The 15,459-nt window shown below is 38.4% G+C and carries 7 protein-coding genes; all 7 read right to left on the reverse strand.

The features are described from left to right. Positions 1–84 precede the first annotated feature (84 nt). From E6H07_01090 to E6H07_01120, 7 genes are read right to left on the reverse strand one after another with little or no spacing between them, the layout of a single operon-like run. Positions 85–1,830, reverse strand: a complete 1,746-nt coding sequence (locus tag E6H07_01090; GenBank protein TMI66432.1) for a RagB/SusD family protein — start codon at positions 1,828–1,830, stop codon at positions 85–87. A gap of 37 nt (positions 1,831–1,867) precedes the next feature. After that, positions 1,868–5,029 (reverse strand): SusC/RagA family TonB-linked outer membrane protein, encoded by a 3,162-nt coding sequence (locus tag E6H07_01095; GenBank protein ID TMI64542.1) that lies wholly within the window; start codon positions 5,027–5,029, stop codon positions 1,868–1,870. Positions 5,030–5,057: 28 nt separating this feature from the next. Further along, on the reverse strand, positions 5,058–6,500 hold the full coding sequence (locus tag E6H07_01100) for a fasciclin domain-containing protein (GenBank protein ID TMI64543.1): 1,443 nt from the start codon (positions 6,498–6,500) through the stop codon (positions 5,058–5,060). Between the two features lie 51 nt (positions 6,501–6,551). Then, complete coding sequence (locus E6H07_01105; protein ID TMI64544.1) at positions 6,552–8,246, reverse strand: fasciclin domain-containing protein; 1,695 nt, start codon at positions 8,244–8,246, stop codon at positions 6,552–6,554. Positions 8,247–8,263: 17 nt separating this feature from the next. After that, positions 8,264–9,811, reverse strand: a complete 1,548-nt coding sequence (locus E6H07_01110) for a RagB/SusD family nutrient uptake outer membrane protein (protein ID TMI64545.1) — start codon at positions 9,809–9,811, stop codon at positions 8,264–8,266. Between the two features lie 18 nt (positions 9,812–9,829). Beyond that, positions 9,830–13,099 carry a SusC/RagA family TonB-linked outer membrane protein gene (locus tag E6H07_01115; GenBank protein ID TMI64546.1) on the reverse strand — a complete coding sequence of 1,090 codons (3,270 nt, stop codon included), beginning with the start codon at positions 13,097–13,099 and terminating at the stop codon, positions 9,830–9,832. Between the two features lie 21 nt (positions 13,100–13,120). After that, the gene (locus tag E6H07_01120) at positions 13,121–15,352 is read right to left on the reverse strand and encodes a hypothetical protein (protein ID TMI64547.1); all 2,232 of its coding nucleotides are present in this window, start codon (positions 15,350–15,352) and stop codon (positions 13,121–13,123) included. Positions 15,353–15,459: the final 107 nt, after the last annotated feature.

A 15,459-nucleotide genomic window follows, 5' to 3' on the forward strand; every position in this document is an offset into this window, starting at 1 on the left:
GTGGAATTATTTACGCAATCGTTCCCGGAATATCAAACAAAAAAACCGGCTTAAGCCGGTTTAAAAAAATTGAGCAACTAAGAATTACCAGTTAAAAGGCAAATACCAGTTCGCTGGTGTCATTAACTTGGTGCGTATAGCTGCTGCATTAGGTGTTCCATCCTTCAGCAATTTTGAATATATTTTATCAGCTAAAAATGCTGGATCATTTCTTCTTAATGCAACACGAACTAAATCCGGCCAACGAGTTCCTTCAAATGCATTCTCCAGTGCTCCTTCTTTTACCAAGCCATTCTCAATGGTCAATAAACTATCGCTGGCAGGAACAACAATATCCTGTACGTTAGCCCTTAAACGAATTCCAATATTTCTATACCAATCGGCACGGAAAAAAGGAACACCTGATCCACCGCTGTTTCTTGCATCAAAATTAAATGGGTAAGGTTCCCATAGTGTATTATGAGAAAAAGATACATCGGTTCCGGGTGCAGGATAAGCACCCGCAATGCCGCTATTTAATAAACCCCATGCGAGTCTGTATCTTCCTGTACGGTTTGCTGCTTCTGCAAAACGCAAATGCATTGTAGTTTGCCTGTACAAAAACCATTTTCCATTTTTTTGCAATGGTATTGTTGGAACAAGTGATGCATAGTTAATATAATTATATAAAAATTTCATAGCAACCGGCTGACCGCCGATATTCATTACGCTGAGTAATTTTCTTGCATCATAAGGAATAGAACCGCCCAATACTACTCTTTGTGGCTCTCCATCCCACATATCCATTATCTGTTGCGAAGGCTTAACAAGATAATTACCCCCCGAAGGTGAAAATAATTTGATCAAAGAATTTTCCGGGTTAAACTTACTATCAAAAGGCAAAGCCCATATCCATTCTCTTCTGAAACCATCGGCTGTAAAACTGCTTTCAAACATTACCCTCCAGCCATCATTATACACCAGTGATGAAGCATCACCAGCTCTTGAATAGGTAACATAGTGATTAAAACCTCCGGCCCATCCTACTTTGTATTGTGAATAATAATTTTCTCCAGCAACACCTGCGGTGGCTAATTCCATTACCTGTCTATACCATTCAGCCGCTTTTACATAATTGCCTTTCCAAAGATTAAGATCACCCAGCAAACATTTTTTATTAATGTAAAATTTTTCAGTAGGGTATCCGTCAACTGTAATGTTCAGGTTTGTGCCTGTTGGATAAACATCTTTGAATGGAAGACTTTCAGTAAAACTAACAAGGCTGTCCAATAAAACAGAAAATGAAAGCTTTGGAAATAAACTTTCGTTTTTAACATCATCTATGTTTTCAAGCGGATTTGTGACATAAGGCACCTGGCCATAATGAATACCCAACTGGAGATATAAAAAAGAACGTAAAGCGCCGATATCAGAATAACGCTGGTTAAATTCAGTTTCATTTAATTTATTCTCAGCATACATTATCCTGAAATGCTTCAGCACATCATTACAATTAATAATGAGTTCGTAGAAAGGTCTCGGGTTTGCATAAGGATTACCTGCTGTAACACTATGCGTACTGATCTGTCTTAAATTTTCGTCAGCATTGCTAGTATATTGAAGGAGATCGCCACGTAGTTCATTTAATATAACATAGCGATCAGCCAGGTTCATGAACTTACCATAGATACCTATGACAGCAGCATCAGCATCATATACATTTTGATAAGCCTGCGTTACATCCAGCTGATCCTGCGGTTTGATATCAAATATTTTTTTACACCCGCTGATGCCTGTGAACAGCAACGCTGTTACAGTGAGTTTGAGATAAGATATCTTCCGAATATTCATAATTATTTTTTTCATTGTCTGCATTCGTTTTGTTGTTTTATAATCCAACTCTCACACCAATTGTAAATGACCTGTATAAAGGATCCATCCCTGTGTCAATTCCCTGTGAGAAAACACTTGGGTTAGCACTGAACTCGGGATCATATCCCATATATTTTGTAAAAGTGAGCAGGTTGTTTGCTGCTGCATATATATGAGTATACTTTACAAATTTTTCTTTAATAGGTATATTATACAAAACAGATAAAGAACGTATTCTTAAATAAGATCCATCTTCAATCCACCGGCTGCTGAAACTGCTATTGCCCATTGGGTCATTATAAGTAGCTTTTGGCATATCGGTTACCTGGCCTTCGGTTCTCCACCTGTTTATTACACTGTTCAATTGATTGTTTGTACCACTTGCTGATTCCAACCGGTAGCGTACATAATTATATAGATCATTTCCTTTAGTGAAAGTGACCACTGCGTTTAACTCAAATCTTTTATAAGCTACTCTTGTATTAATGCCTCCGAAATAATCAGGATTAGGGTTGCCAATCACCTGCCTGTCATTTTCATCAATTATTTTGTTACCATCTAAATCCTCGAAGTGAATATCCCCGGCTGTGAATGAGCTATAAGAACCATCAATGTTTTTCTTTGTTAAACCGGCCGCTGTTGCTTCAGCAGTAGTGCTGAAAACTCCCATGCTTTTATAACCATAAAAAAGATTAGCATCGCTTCCATTCTTTGTAAGAATAGTTGCACCTGCATACTCTGTAGTAAAGCTGCCGCCCGGTACTGAAAGTACTTCATTTTTGTAGTTGCCAATATTGAGACCAATATCCCATTTAAAATTTGCACTATTAATTACCCGAACATTCACTGATGTTTCCCATCCTGTGTTTTGCATACTGCCATCATTGGTAGCAACATTTTTAAATCCTGAAGGTGCCGCAAGTTCTTCGTACACCAGCATGTTACTTGTTTTTGATTTATACATATCAAAACTGACAGCAACTCTTTCATTCATGAATGCAAGGTCAAAACCAGCATTAAACTTTTTACTTGTTTCCCACTGTAAAGCTGGATTAGGTATTCCATTGCGTACAAGGCCCTGCATGCCCAGTAAGTTCTGTGCCCCATAAGTCTGACGGCTTGTATAGTTTCCGATATCATCGTTGCCTGATAAGCCATACGATAACCTGAATTTCCAGAGATTGATCTTTGAATTAGCCATGAAATTTTCCGATGACATCAACCAGGCAAAAGATGCAGAAGGTAAAACGGCAAAATGTACACCATCCATGGCAACACCATTTTCTGCCTCCTGGCCAAAACGTGATGAACCATCCATCGCCGCATTCAATGAGAAGAAATATTTTTGACTCAAACTGTAATCAACATTAAAATAGGTATTCATCCAGTTCCACTCTCCTATTCCACCACCGACCTGGCGCAATGCAGTTACACCATTCTGCACACTTACCAATTCATCAGTGGCAGAGTTAAAGCCTAATGCATAATCCTGTTCTGCATCATTATCCTGGTATCTTAAACCCAGTCTTGCGGCAAGGTCATGCTTGCGATTATACACTTTACTAAACTCCAGGTAAGAATCACTGAACACACTAAATAATCTTTTTACCTGTGAACCGAGACGGCTGTCAGCAATTGCATTACTTAATGTATCATCAGCTACACCTTTCCTTGGAATAAAAACATTTTCTCTTACTTTATCGTAAATGATCCCAAATAAAGTAGCAGCTTTCAGCGATTTAGTTATTTCATACTGAAATTTGAATGAACCCTGGAAGCGGTAATATTTATTATATGCCTGCATGGTTTCTATCAGGGCAGATGGATTACTTACTCCAAATACATCTGTGTCTTCAAGATTTGGAGAGAAAACACCTTTATCATTTACCTCTCTGTCAGTAAGAAAGGGAGCCTTCGTCAATGCAAGAAAAACGGGTGCTGTTTTATCAGATATACCCTGGTCTTTCAGGTTTTGTTCATTATATGTAAAAGAAAGATTAGCGGCACCTGTAAATCGTTTTGAAAAATTAAAAGCCGCGTTAAACCGGGTGTTGTACCTCGTAAGATCTGTATTCTTAATGATCCCTTCATTTTTCATATAGCCAACACTCAAAGCGTAAGTGGCAATATTATCACCTCCTGTTACTTTCAAATAGAAATTCCTGTTTACCCCACTGTTAAAAATTTTCTTCTGCCAGTCGGTTTGATTGTGATAGCGGTAGTATTCTGCATTCGAAGTATCATCACTCATATAAGGAAGGGCAGCAATATCAGTTGATGACATTCCTTTGCTTTGCAAAATTTCGCCCAGGTAAGTTCTGTAGTTGTACGCATTCATAACAGGCAATGCATCCGGCACTTCATTAACCCCTGTATAAAAAGACGCATCGATCTTTGTTGCCTGCTGGCTGGCTCTTGCTGTGGTGATCAATATTGCACCATTACCACCTTTTACTCCATAAATAGAAGATGCATCTTTCAGCACTGTGATATTATCGATATCCTGCACATTGATCAATGCAAGCGGATTTGTATAATTATTTGCAATAATGCTTTCGCCATAATCATTCATATCATACAACATACCATCTACAACAACCAGGGGCTTATTAGTAGCAAACAAAGAATTGTATCCACGGAGAAAAAGGTTAGCACCCACACCCGGTGTACCCGATCTGCGGATAGAATTTAACCCTGTTATTTGTCCCTGTAGTAAAGCATCAGGTATTTCGTCAGGACGTTTCCATTCACCATTTGCATTATAACTACCGGCCGCTGCTGTTGTTTTGCGTTGTATTATTTTACCAAAAGGCAATGTAAGCGGTTGCTGAAATGAATAATGATCATCATCCAGCAATGATATTGAAATTGTTTTTCTTCCTTTCAGTGGTATATTCCTTGTTTCGTATCCATCACCGCTGATAACAACTTCAGCATTATAAGATGGCACATTGATAGTGAAGTTGCCGCTTTCGTCTGAAATGGTTGCAGAAAATCCATCAACTGTTACACGGATACCTACCAGTCCTTTATTCGAAACAGCATCTTTAATAGTACCTGAAACAGGTAGCTTCTCAACTGCTTTGTCGGTACTCTGCGCTGCAATAACTCCCGAGAGCAGAATGCACAAGCTGGCTAACAATACTATCTTAAATTGAAAATATTTTTTATACAACATGTTTCTTTTTTATTTGAACTGTAAAAAATTAAGGTACAGGTACCAATCTTATATAATCACATACCAATGGATTAGCTGTATTGGTTGTAGAATTCGCTGCCGTTAAATAAATATTGAAACTTGGTCTATAGCCCGGCATTACAAATTCTCCCAGGAAAACTTCAGTGAAACTATTTAAGGGCACAGTCGTATAAGCGAATGTTGCTGAGTTAGGGTCACCGATCCCAAGTTTTTGGGTATGAGTTACTGTTTGAAAATCGTTGACTGCCACCCAATATGCTTTGTAACGGATAGATGGCACATCAGTCAGATTATAACGGATATTGAAAAGTGCAACACCATGATTTAATACTAATACATCACGGAAATTTTTTCCTGAAACACTACTAAATCGGTCCCTGAAATAAGTATTGTTGCGACGGTCATGACTTGTTCCAGTATAATTTTCAGCTTCTATTAATATTGGTTTAAACTTGCTTGAAGGTTGTACATCTATTTTACTCATAATATAAACAATGCCGTTGCTGGTCTTATATGTTTTTACGATCTGCGAAAGGGTAACTGGTACTTTGGTATTAAACTTAGAAAGAATGGTATCTGGTACAGTTGCGGGATCATATACACCCTCTACTGCAAAATCAGCTATCACACTCCAGCTCGTAGCTTTTGTTGTGCTATCAACTGAGCTTGTTGCATAATAAGGACGAAACTTATTTATTTCGGGATCCCATGCATTATCGGTAAGTATAAAAAATGTGTATTGCTTTTTTTCATCACGCAGATCATACACTTTATTCCAATAAAGATTGGTAAACACAGAATCTGTACCCGGCTGATAAATAGGGGCACCTGTGTTTGGATCAACTCCGATCACTACTGCATTGGTTGTATCAAAAACTTTTTGAAAAAGCGAAAGCATATAAGTGCTTTGCTTTACCGGTGCATCGGCTGTGCTCAAAAACTCCCAGCAATTATTAAGATAAGGCAGCACATTGTTTGTGATCTGCAGTATACCATTGGCAGCAATCTTATCAGCTGATGTAATGTTAGCATCGCCAATCTTATTTTGCAGCATATTATTATACTTGCCACCAACCATTGCTATGCGTGTAGTGCTTGTAACAGCAGTGGTACGATAGAGCTGGTATGCTATATGATTACCGATAAGTTTTTTAAGTTTATCCGGATCGGTAAGAACTGAAGGGTCACTCAATGATGTAAAAACTGCATTCACCGGGGCAAAAACGGTATAATTACCCGAGGCAGAAAGCAATTTATCATACCCGGTTTGATTGAGATAGCTTGCAAAAAGACTCAATTCCGGGGTATTGCTTATTTTCTCATACAAGCTGTTTTCAAGATCGCTGTTTGTAATTGCATTATGCTCATCTGTCATTTTTTTACAACTTGATGATGCCAATATCAATACAAAAACAATACTGCCTGCATTTAACCATTTACTTATTCGCATAATTTTTATTATAAAATATTTTCTTGTTGTCCCGGTTTTATAAAAATTGTTTTACAGGTATATTTTAGTACCATCTGGTCTGAACCTGGGTAAAATCTGATTCTCATCTACCGGGATAAAATGTATCATGTCAAGGTTATTATTGTTCTGTGTTCCGGCAATTGGCGTTATTCTTATCGTCTGTTGTTGTGTGGTCGTAAAATCTATAACACCAACTTGTCTTGCTGCCTGCCGGGTGCCGGTACCTGTATTTTCAATATAACGTTTCCAACCAATTGCTTCCAGTTCTGCATCCGTGCCTAAAGGTCGGGCCTCTGTAAAATTCATGGTCCGTTGCATCAGCACCCCGTTTACATAAACCTGGCAGAGCTGATTGGAACTAGCTGATTGTTTTTGCCAGGAATAACAGATCCAGACTTTATATCTTCCTTTAATAACTGGTGGTGTTCTCATCTCCCAATAAGTGGGGCGACTGGGTGATCCCAATGGCAGCATGTTCACGTCGTTATTTACACTAAAGTTCGTAACAGAGCTTGATGTTGAATATTGATATTGTAAAAAATTTGTACTTGCTAAAGGACCCCAACCCCAATAATGATCTTTGATAGGGTTGTCAGCTTCTGTTAATCTCGTAAAATCCCTGGTAGCTCTTTTGTAGAATGCAGGTAATTTTTTTATTTCCTCAAACGATGAAACATCCCAATACACTGCTGTTGGTTTTCTGTATTTAACCATAAAATGTGCTTTGGCATAATGCCATACTCCATTTGATGCTGCGTTATCACTTTTTGGTCTGTCAAGAGTAATTCCAATTTCAAGAATATCATTAAATACGTCCTGGTTAAGTATTACATCCTGGTTGATCAGTTTTACAGTCAATACCTCTTGCGGAAGTAAAGTACTGTGAGTAGGAACTGTTATAATATCCCCAAGGAATTTTATATTCGTTGTGATATGATAAGCTACATACATATTCAGGCTGTCATTCGGCAATGCCGGGTTACCGGTTTGTGAATATTTTGCTTTTAATGCATTGTAACTCGTGATGCCACTATCGGCAAGTGCCTGGTTGCTCTCAGCAAAAACAGTATACCATTTTAAAGAAGGATCAGGATTTACTGTATTCAATCTTGTATAATAGCCGGTTGCCTGCAATGCCTGTACAAAAATGGAGAACTCTGGTTTCTCCTCTAATTGTTTTGCAAGTGTTTTTGTTGCAGGAATTAAAACATTATCGATAACATGTATAACTCCATTACCAACCCTGATGTTTGACTGAGTTACCAGGGCCTGGCGATTGACAGTGTAACTTGAAACACCGCCATTAGTAACAACGGATGTAACAAGATACTGTCCGTACATTGTAATTACCGGGAGTTTACCATCAGTAAATGAGCCTGTATATAATGTATCTTCCAACAGGTGAAGACGTACCATATCTTTCAGTGTATTCAGATCTGCATCATCAACAGATGCTGCGCCGATCTTCTGCAGGTAGGTTCGTACTCCCGAATTGGTAGGTGCAAAGCAGGTATAAGCACCGTATGCATTCAGAAAAGAAGAATTTCCTGTTCTGTCAAGGATTTGCTTGAACAGTGAAAACGAGTCCGGGTACTTATCAAGATAACCGACAATATTCACGTCGTCGGTAGTATTAGTAACCAGTGCTGTTTTTTTACAAGCCGGCATAAACATCATGATTACGATGATGCTTAATAAACCGGCAAATAATAATTTCCTTTTCATGATTTGTTTTTTACTGATTATCGGTAAAATGGATTTTGTACTAGTAAACCGTTTGTTTGTAGTTCAAAAAGATATATTGGAAAATAATGACTATTGTGATCCTGCATTTTTGCCTGGGCCGATTGTTGCAGGTTGGAAGGTACACTCGTAGAAACTGAGTTTAGTAAGAACCCTATCCGGGCATAGTTATTACGTTTTGAAAAACGTAATATATCGTACCAGCGTTTGCCTTCAAAGCAAAATTCTCTTGCACGTTCATTTAAAATAAAATCTTGTATCAGGCTTTTGTCGGACGCAGATGGTGTAAGATCTGTTGCGGTCAAAGCATTGGCTCTTCTACGAATGGTATAGATCAGGTTCAATGCTTCAGCGCCTTGCCCTGCTTCATTTAAAGCTTCTGCTTTCATTAATAAAATATCTGCATAGCGGTAAAAAAACCAGTGAGCATAGCTTTGATCAACCGAACGGAGTGCAGTAGCACTTGCTCCAACATATTTCCATATTGAACTTGTAGCAGCTCTTACAGAAGCTCCATCGGCACGTATATCATAATTCTGATCGTTGGTAATATCGATCGTAAAGACTCTATCCATTATTAACGGATGCATTACCCAATGGCGGCTGCTAAAGGTGGATGAAAATATCGGGAAGTATGGATTTAACTTCTGTACATCAAACTGTAGTTCAAATATTCCTTCGTTTGAATTACCATTATAATAAAGGGTGTTAAACCACTCAGGATTATAATCTACAACAGTTCCATTAAGTGTAGCACCGCGAATCAATCCATAACGCTGAGAATTGATCACTTTATTACATTCTGCTATACACTCTGTGTATTTATCCATCCACAGGTAAACATCAGCAAGAATGGTGTTAACCGTATATTTAGTAATACGTCCTTTATCAGATGCCGCGTCACCGAAAGTTGTAACAGCTTTTGCTTCAGCCGTTTTCAAATCAGTGACGATCTGATCTAATACTACCGCCTGTGTTGATTTTGCTAGGGGCTGAATATTTTCATCAGTCAATGTTGCATCCAGTTTCAATGGTACTTCACCAAAACTTCTTGCCAGATAGAAATACATCAATGCCCGGATGGCATATGCTTCACTCAGGTAATTATCAAGTTTGGCTTGTGTAAATGTATTATCGAGAGTTAGCACTTCCGGAGCTTTTTCGAGAACTGTATTACAGAGGTTGATGATACGATAAAAAGGACGCCAGTTTACATTTACATTCGTTGGTTGGGTATTTACATTTACTATTTCAATATCATCGCTGCTGGTAAATGTAGAAGTTGCAATATTATCAGCACGGCTTTCGCCCCATAAAAATAATTGCTCGGACAGTGAAGGGAGGTAAGTTGTCGTACCGTAGTTACCGGTTGCACTTTCCATCATCGAAGCATAGATGCCGATCACTGAAGCATTCACCTGTTCTTTTGTTTTCCAAAATTCTTCTTTGATGATACCATCCTGCGGTTTCAGTTCCAGCCATTTTTTACAACTGAAAGAAAAAACCGTGAATGTGAGCAGTAAAGAATAAACAAATATTTTTTTCATCTTATTACTTTAATAATTTTAAAAACCAGCAACAATTCCCAATGTTATTATCCTTGAAGGTGGCGTCATAGAATAATCATAAGCTACCCTGAAAGGATCAGCACCACGGGTTGATATTTCAGGATCCTGCCCGGTATATTTTGTAAAAGTGAGCAGATTCTCACCAGTTATATAAGCACTCAATGTTTTCATTTTCAGTTTGCTCAATATTTTTTTATCGAATGTATACCGTGCAGTAATTGTTCTGAAACGGATGAATGATGCATCCTCAACATACCTGTCGCTACCCAACCAGTTATAACCACCGTTTATCAATCCGCGGGGAATATCTGTTACATCTCCATCTTTTCTCCAACGGCGCAATACAGCTGTGCTCTGGTTATCAAAAAAATACATGTTTGATGTACTCATTTTAGTACCATTCACAACATCATAACCTACCCTGTAATTAAAGAAGGTAGAGATCTTAAAATTCTTAAATGTAATTGAAGGTCCAAAACCACCTGATAATTTTGGATTGCTGTTACCGAGATACACAACATCCATATAATTAATGTTACCATCGTGGTTGATATCTTCATACATCGCATCACCTGGCTGGAAAACATAATCCAGGGAAGGATAATTAAAACGCATATAAATAACCTGCCCGTTCGGACCAATGATCGGTTTTCCATCGGGGCCGCTGGCAATAGTAGCCTCTCTATCTGAATACACACCTTTGTATTTGTAACCATAAAACGATCCGAATGGATTATTGATCTGTAACAGGCGGAGATACTCGCCGTTCTTGGTCACATCACCACGGCTATTAGGATACAGATCAGAAATTTCCCGGATGATATTTTCATTGGAAGAAATATTTAAATCAAACCCGATGATATACTTTGTTGTTTTTACAGGTTGTGTCCATATCGCTACTTCCCAACCCTGGTTGTCCATCGTACCCACATTCATAAAAATGGAACTGAACCCGGTATAACCAGCCAATTGCAAACCATCAAAGAATAGATCTTTTGTGCGGTTGCGATATATTTCTGCATCCAAACGGAAACGTCCTTTGTACATACTGATATTACCACCGATATTAACACCATGCAAATCCTGCCATTTCAGGTTCTTCAATTCCATTCTTGATGGAAATACTGCAGATTGGCCGAGGTATGTATAGTTATAGGTACTGTAAGTATTATAAAATAAATAATCATAGCGGGGAACCTCACCGGTGATACCATAGCTTGCACGGAAACTCAGATCATCTAAGTTCTTTGCTCCTTTCATAAATGATTCTTCAGACATACGCCATCTCACTGAAATGGAAGGAAAGAATCCATAACGATAATCAGCGCCAAACCTGGAGTTACCATCTGTCCGTATAGTTGCATTGATGAGGTATTTATCCATATACGAATACTGAGTACCCAATACAGCGCCGAATGAACGGGTTTGATTGGAACCGGATACAGCTCTTAACTCTGAATTTTGTGTACGTGAAGGGATAGAAGGATCAACCAGCAATGATGAAGCTGTATTGGATGTCATTGCCTCCTGGTATACTGCTTTGTAATCATTGGTTAGAAAAGTCAAAAAACCAAAAATGTTATGCTTCTCATTTTTTAATGTGGGTGTATAAACGAGGTTAGTCTTTGTACTTACACTGAACGCATCGATATCACCATCATAAGCTCTATTCACCACTGTCTCCGTATTGGGTCTGCCGGTTGCTATTTGTGGCAAGAAGCTTGAGTTCTTTGTATTATTAATATCGAACTGCACATCGAAAGTTGCTTTCAATACACTTTTTAAAATATCATAATCAATCTGGAAACGGGGTACTACCCTTTCGCCCAATATCGTGTACTTCGCTTTATCTGCCATTGCTACCGGGTTATAAATACGGCTGTACTGCCCCTGAACATTTGAAGCAGGTGAAAAATAATTCGTAGTAAGATTTCCCAATGCGTCATATTCAAACACACTCATGTTCGGCATTTTGATATAAGCCATTCCTCTTATTGTGGCTTCACCAGTAGTCGAATTTGAGCCCAGGTAATTTCTGCTTTGATCGGTATGCGTATAAGCGATACTTGTAAAAAATTTTATCCTGTCGGAAACTGTGTAGTCAAGATTAATACGGGTATTGATACGCTGCAGGTCGGTGCCGAGTGTAATCCCTTTTTGATCGAAATAGCCAATGGATGCGAAATATTTTGCTTTTTCACCGCCGCCATTTAAGCTGATCGTATGATCGTGTAATTTACCAGTCCGGGAAATTTCATCGATCCAGTTTGTATTGTTGCTGTAATTATGATACCAATACGGATCGTTTGGATCATAATTGAATTCCCGAACGGTGGTTGTATTTAAAGTAGTCCCTGTCCGGTTCATGTATGCTTCCGGGATCATTGTAGAATACTGATCTCCGTTCAACAACGGTATTGCATCTGGCACCAGCGATACTGAACCTTTAAATGTATAACTGATCGATGGTTTGCCAACACTCCCCCGTTTGGTAGTAATTACTAAAACCCCATTGGCAGCCTTTGAACCCCAGATGGCTGTTGCAGCTGCATCTTTTAATACAGTAATATCTTTTATATCAGCTGGTGAAATATTTAATAATTGTGCATAGCCCTGTTCATCTGCTGTACCGAAATTAAAATCACTGGGTATCTCCGTATCATAAGGCATACCATCTACTATGATCAAAGGAATACCTGTTGAGTTAATAGAAGAAACACCCCTGATGCGGATATTCATTGCAGCACCCGGATCACCACTTGTTGCTGTAATATCAACACCGCTCAATCTACCCTGCAAAGCCTGGTCAATACTTGAGGCCTGCATTTCTTCCAGTTCCTTTGCATTGATTTTTTGTGCTGCTGTAGTAAGATTTCTTTCGCTGATATTAACCATACCATTATTCGACTGGGGCCGGGCCACTACCACCACTTCGCCAAGATCGGATTGTGCATCTTCCAGGGTAAAATTGAATGAAGTACGTGTACCGATACTTTGCGTAATACTTTTATAGCCGATATTAGAAACAGATATCCTGTTTTTAGTGTTTACATTTTTTATAACAAAATTTCCTTCAATATCTGTTGAGGCTCCACTTACAATTCTTCCATCAGCATCCAACACAGAAACAGAAACACCCTGCATTCCTTTTCCGATTTTATCTGCCACTTTACCACGTACTACTACTACTTGCGCCGTAGCTGCAATGGCAGTAAAGCTGATGAAGGAGAGAAGGAGAAATAATTTCTTTATATTAATAAAATTCATATCGGGAATAGTTTATCAGTTTTAATTGAATCTTAAATAATTATTGACCAGGTGAATCATACAACGGTTACTCAGATTGTTACTACTGTTTACAATAACAGTACCCGACCGGGCCATCATATCATTCAGGATTATATTATTAGGTGTGCTGTTATTAACAAAGATTGTGGAAGGATCACCATTTGGAAATTTGTATAATGTTTCAAATGTTCCGCTTTCTTGTCCGTCCGTTCCAATATTTTTCTTATTCAGTATATGATAGTAAATAAAATTGTTCACCTTTTCTTTATCAGCGAGTGAGGCAGGATTGAAATTGGGAACCATATTAGGCACTGTTCCTGTACCCGGCAAAAAACCTGCATTTACAGCAGCTACTATTGCAGCTTTGTTAGGTATAAAGAATGTATAGAAACTGCCAGATGATACTTGCAGTATCTCACCTGTTGCCAGTGTATAAATAGATGAGTTTTTTAAATACTCCCAGAAGTAATTATATTCTGAAGCCACTGGTGTACCTAATGCTTCAATATGTTTTCCAATTGTTTTTTCACTAAACTCAAGAATACGATTGAGGTAATGAACGGTTCCGTTTTTAGCCGTCTTTGTATTAACCACAGCAGGAATATTCCCAGCATCCTGGTTACCGGCAGCTACAACTGTATTGGAATTATACTTAATAAATTCACCAGAATAGGTCATGGCCACACCGGGTGATGTGAGGCTGGTAATATCACGGCCCGGTACTACATGCATATTTAATATACGCTGCAACCGTACCAGTGCAGATGTACCTGTAAGCTGCGTGCCACCGCCGGGTGGTATATATCGCCATTGCTCATTTATATTATTACTTACTGTAGGGTCTGCAAAATAACCAGCTGCATTAAATGCTGCATTACTTATCATGAACAGTGTGTAAAGCTGATGAATATTTGAGATCTGGAATTTCAATTCAATATTAAGCAGGCTTGTCATCATTGAATAAGCAGGATCGAGATACGCTTTTCCATAAACACTACTGAACACATTTGCATCCTGTACTTTATTTGTACCGTAGAAAATTCCATTGCTGAGAATTTTTTTATCTATTACGTTTGTGTTCGGATCAAATCTTGCTTCTTCACCAACAGAACTGAGTGTAGTATTGAATTTGGTTGGCCATACAGTGGTACGCCACATATGTGCATTCACAAAATCATAAATAACATTTATAGGCAATGCCTCAAGACTTGGATAATGCTCCAATAACACAGTGTTGATGAAGGTAGTCAGTTCGGCATTGCGGGGCACAAACATCGTATACCCATCTGACTGCGCATCATTATCCTGTTGCTTTAAAAAATTCTCATTGTTCGGTGAAAAAGCCAGGTTGGAAGCATACACTTTAGTAAAAATGTCTACTGCGGTGCCTGTGATATTTTTGTAATTCTGAGTTACGGTTTGATTCAGTACATACTGTACAAGAAATTTATCAAGTATCTTTTTAAACTCGCTGTAGTTTGCAGAAGAACCAATATACTGATCAAGACTTGGCAATGCAGTGATCACTTTATTGATCACATGGATCATCCCGTTCTCTGCATAAATATCTTTTTCCAATACCTGTGCATCCATCACATTAAAACCTGTATAATTAACTCCGGGATAGAAATAATTATAATCAGTTGCAGTAAGATTTTTGGCCGTTGTAAAACCCGTTTCGAAATAAGGCAAGTGCTTATTGTTATTATCTGCATCTACATAAAAAACGGTTCCATTATTATTCCTGTTGGATGCGATCGCTTTTATCGGGGCACCAGAAGTATTTACAGTATTATAAATACCTGAATAGTTTGCTGTTCTTCTTTTAAAGGCACTGTTTTCCTGCCAACCACTATTACTTTGAAAATCGGGTATGCGGTCACGGGTAAATGCATTATAAACGAGGCTGTAGGTTACTATGTTTCTGCATGCAGTAGAATCAAGTGCATCAATACCTGAAATATTATTGGCAGTGAAATAAACCTGGAACGCTGAATCGTGTGGGGCAAATAAAGTCCAGTAACCGGCTGCACTCAATGTTTGTTTATAACCGGCTTTATCAATTGCCGCAAGCAGGGTTTTGAAGTTTCCTTTTGCCGCTAATGTTTGATAAATAGGTGGCACCAGATCACCGGGGGGATTATAATACTCGTCGATCGCTTTTTTCCTACACTGAAAAAACAGCATACTCACCATTACCAGCAGTAAAAAACTCAGTTTACTTTTTAGCATAGTCGGAACTCTTTTATTTTAATAACAGCAACGAATGAGAATAAAATTTTCTCATCCTTACCGGTTATGAAATGAATAAATTTATTTGTAGGTGAACTGCTGCGAAA

It is taken from the genome of Bacteroidota bacterium, assembly GCA_005882315.1.
Taxonomy (GTDB): Bacteria; Bacteroidota; Bacteroidia; order Chitinophagales; family Chitinophagaceae; genus VBAR01.

What these genes read in the sequence shown, in the direction of transcription:
- E6H07_01090 (TMI66432.1), bottom strand. Translation starts at nt 1,830, where the DNA reads ATGAATATTCGGAAGATATCTTATCTCAAACTCACTGTAACAGCGTTG.
- E6H07_01095 (TMI64542.1), bottom strand. Translation starts at nt 5,029, where the DNA reads ATGTTGTATAAAAAATATTTTCAATTTAAGATAGTATTGTTAGCCAGC.
- E6H07_01100 (TMI64543.1), bottom strand. Translation starts at nt 6,500, where the DNA reads ATGCGAATAAGTAAATGGTTAAATGCAGGCAGTATTGTTTTTGTATTG.
- E6H07_01105 (TMI64544.1), bottom strand. Translation starts at nt 8,246, where the DNA reads ATGAAAAGGAAATTATTATTTGCCGGTTTATTAAGCATCATCGTAATC.
- E6H07_01110 (TMI64545.1), bottom strand. Translation starts at nt 9,811, where the DNA reads ATGAAAAAAATATTTGTTTATTCTTTACTGCTCACATTCACGGTTTTT.
- E6H07_01115 (TMI64546.1), bottom strand. Translation starts at nt 13,099, where the DNA reads ATGAATTTTATTAATATAAAGAAATTATTTCTCCTTCTCTCCTTCATC.
- E6H07_01120 (TMI64547.1), bottom strand. Translation starts at nt 15,352, where the DNA reads ATGCTAAAAAGTAAACTGAGTTTTTTACTGCTGGTAATGGTGAGTATG.